The sequence below is a fragment of the Flavobacterium sp. genome (genome assembly GCF_043756175.1).
Lineage (GTDB): Bacteria > Bacteroidota > Bacteroidia > Flavobacteriales > Flavobacteriaceae > Flavobacterium.
Window position 1 is genome coordinate 1 of the sequence record NZ_JAYURN010000005.1, and the last position, 2,477, is coordinate 2,477.

The 2,477-nt window shown below is 34.8% G+C and carries 3 protein-coding genes and 1 pseudogene; 2 read left to right on the forward strand and 2 right to left on the reverse strand.

Translation table 11 applies throughout. The features are described from left to right. Both ACH2BP_RS00215 and ACH2BP_RS00220 read left to right on the forward strand, forming a co-directional pair. Nucleotides 1-321, forward strand: a 321-nt coding sequence (locus ACH2BP_RS00215; protein ID WP_395055848.1) for a GH3 auxin-responsive promoter family protein, incomplete at its 5' end; no start/stop codon positions are given. 12 nt (nucleotides 322-333) lie between these two features. Continuing rightward, on the forward strand, nucleotides 334-483 hold the full coding sequence (locus ACH2BP_RS00220) for a hypothetical protein (RefSeq protein WP_395055850.1): 150 nt from the start codon (nucleotides 334-336) through the stop codon (nucleotides 481-483). A 67-nt stretch (nucleotides 484-550) separates the two neighbouring features. On the opposite strand, the gene serB is transcribed toward ACH2BP_RS00220, so the two are convergent. After that, nucleotides 551-1,789, reverse strand: coding sequence for a phosphoserine phosphatase SerB (gene serB / locus ACH2BP_RS00225; RefSeq protein WP_395055852.1), 1,239 nt, complete (start codon nucleotides 1,787-1,789; stop codon nucleotides 551-553). A 336-nt stretch (nucleotides 1,790-2,125) separates the two neighbouring features. Continuing rightward, nucleotides 2,126-2,305: pseudogene (locus ACH2BP_RS00230) on the reverse strand (VOC family protein); the annotation flags it as partial. Nucleotides 2,306-2,477 lie beyond the last annotated feature (172 nt).

Here is a 2,477-nt window from a genome sequence, read left to right on the forward strand (position 1 = left end):
ACCGTTGCTCCCATATTTATGGAAGGTAAAGAAAAAGGAGCTCATGAATGGATGATTGAATTCAAGGATAATCCTGCTGATGTGTCTCAATTCCAGAAAGCTTTGGATGACTCGATACAATCCCTAAATTCTGATTACGAAGCAAAACGCTACAATAACATGACGTTGAATCCGCTAGTAATTAATGTAGCTCGAAAAAACTTATTCTATGATTGGTTAAAAGGAAAAAATAAACTCGGTGGTCAACATAAAATTCCAAGATTATCAAACCAAAGAGATTATCTGGAACAATTGAAAAGTATGCAGTTTCAAACCGTATAAAAAACAGCTAAGATGAAAAACACCATTTACATCTTGATTACATTAGTTTTACTGAGTTCCTGCGGACCGCACCGTATGAAATGTGGTGCTAGAGGAATTTGTAAATCCTCAGATAAGCAAACATTGGAAAAACCTAAAAAAACAGCTACTATTAAAGTCTAAAACAGAAAAAAGGCTGTCCAAAAAGTAATTTTAGACAGCCTTCATTTTATATCATTATTCCAATATTTTACTCTTCCTCCATCATATCAATATGCCTGTCGTGGTAGCCTAATAGGTATAAAACACCATCTAGCCCAAGACTGGATATTGAAGTAGAGGCACTTTCTTTTACTTTCGGTTTAGCGTGAAAAGCAATTCCCAAGCCTGCCAAATTCAACATTGGCAAATCATTGGCACCATCACCCACAGCAATGGTTTGGTTGATATGTATGCCTTCTTTATCGGCAATAGCTTGAAGATATTCTGCTTTCTTTTTACCATCAACAATTTCGCCTAAATATTTCCCTGTCAATTTACCGTCTATAATCTCCAATTCATTGGCATGAACGTAATCAATTCCCAATTCCTTTTGTAAATAATTACCAAAATAAGTGAATCCTCCAGACAAGATTGCGGTTTTATATCCGTAATATTTTAAGGCCTTCATCAAGCGATGCGCTCCTTGTGTTATTGGAAGATTTTCAGCAACTGTTTTTAGCACATCTTCACTCAAACCTTCTAACAAAGCCATTCGTTGTTTGAAGCTTTCGCTAAAGTCAATCTCACCATTCATAGCCGATTCCGTAATGGCTCTTACCTGCTCACCCACACCCGCTAATTCAGCTAGTTCATCAATTACTTCGGTTTGAATTAAGGTAGAATCCATATCAAAACACACCAAACGTCTGTTTCTTCGGTACATATTGTCTTCCTGAAAAGAGATATCTACATCTAAAGTTCGGGAAATCTCCATAAAACTGGCAGTCATAAACGTTTTATCAAGAATATCGCCCGTCACGGATAGTTGTATGCAAGAACGTGGGTATTTCTCTTTCTCAACCACAGAGGTTCTCCCGGTTAATCGTATGATTGAATCAATATTCAAATTCTTGTCTGACATTATTTTGGTCACCGCCGACAATTGTACGGCCGTCAATGTTTCTCCCAAAATATTTATGATATAGCGCTGTTTGCGTTGTGCTTTTACCCAAATTTCGTAATCCGCAATAGAAATCGGAGTAAACTTAACCTTGATCCCCAATTCATAGGCTTTAAACAATAAATCTTTTAAAACAGGCCCTGAAGAAGAACCCGATTTTATTTCAAACAAGATCCCTAAAGACAGCGTATCATGAATATCTGCTTGACCAATATCTAAAATAATGGCATCATAAGTCGCCAATATGGATGTTAAACCTGCAGTTACCCCTGGTTTATCCTGACCAGAAACTTTTAATAAAATAATCTCTTTATCTTCTACTTCCATCTTGTAATTATTTGATTTAGAATGGACAAAAATCGGCATTCTAATGGTGATAAAAAAAGAATCATGTTTGTTTTTTAAAAAATAACAAATAGTTTAAATTACCTATAAAAAAACCTGCTCAAATCAATGAACAGGTTTATATTTTTGAGAAAAATGCAATCTTCAAGATGCAATCTCCAAACGATTTATAAACTTTCACTCCATGTTACTTTTTTATACTCGCTATAAATTTCTATGTTTTAGCATCTGAACTTGACAATTCATAAGCGCATCGGTTAAGAACGTTTCGCATAAAGAACGTAATCCATGAGTATTTCAGAACTATTTTAGTATTGATTATTTTTCATTTTCATCAAAATTCACCATCCAACTGATTCCAAACTTATCAGCAAACATTCCAAAATAAGCGCCCCAAAAGGTTTCACTCATTGGCATGGTCACCGTTCCTTCTACCGAAAGTCCGTTAAACAATTTGTCTGCTTCTTCTTTACTTTTCGTATTTATAGAAATAGAAATGCCTCTTCGCAGTTTCCATTAAAAACTAAGTATGGATTAATTGCTGCCATGATTGTAATTTTCAAATTAATATATTATTTTTCTTCTGAAAGTTTCTTTACCAAATCTAGTGCTTTTGGCCATGTCGTTTTGAAATAATCGATATACTTTTCGACTGAATCCATTTTTGCTT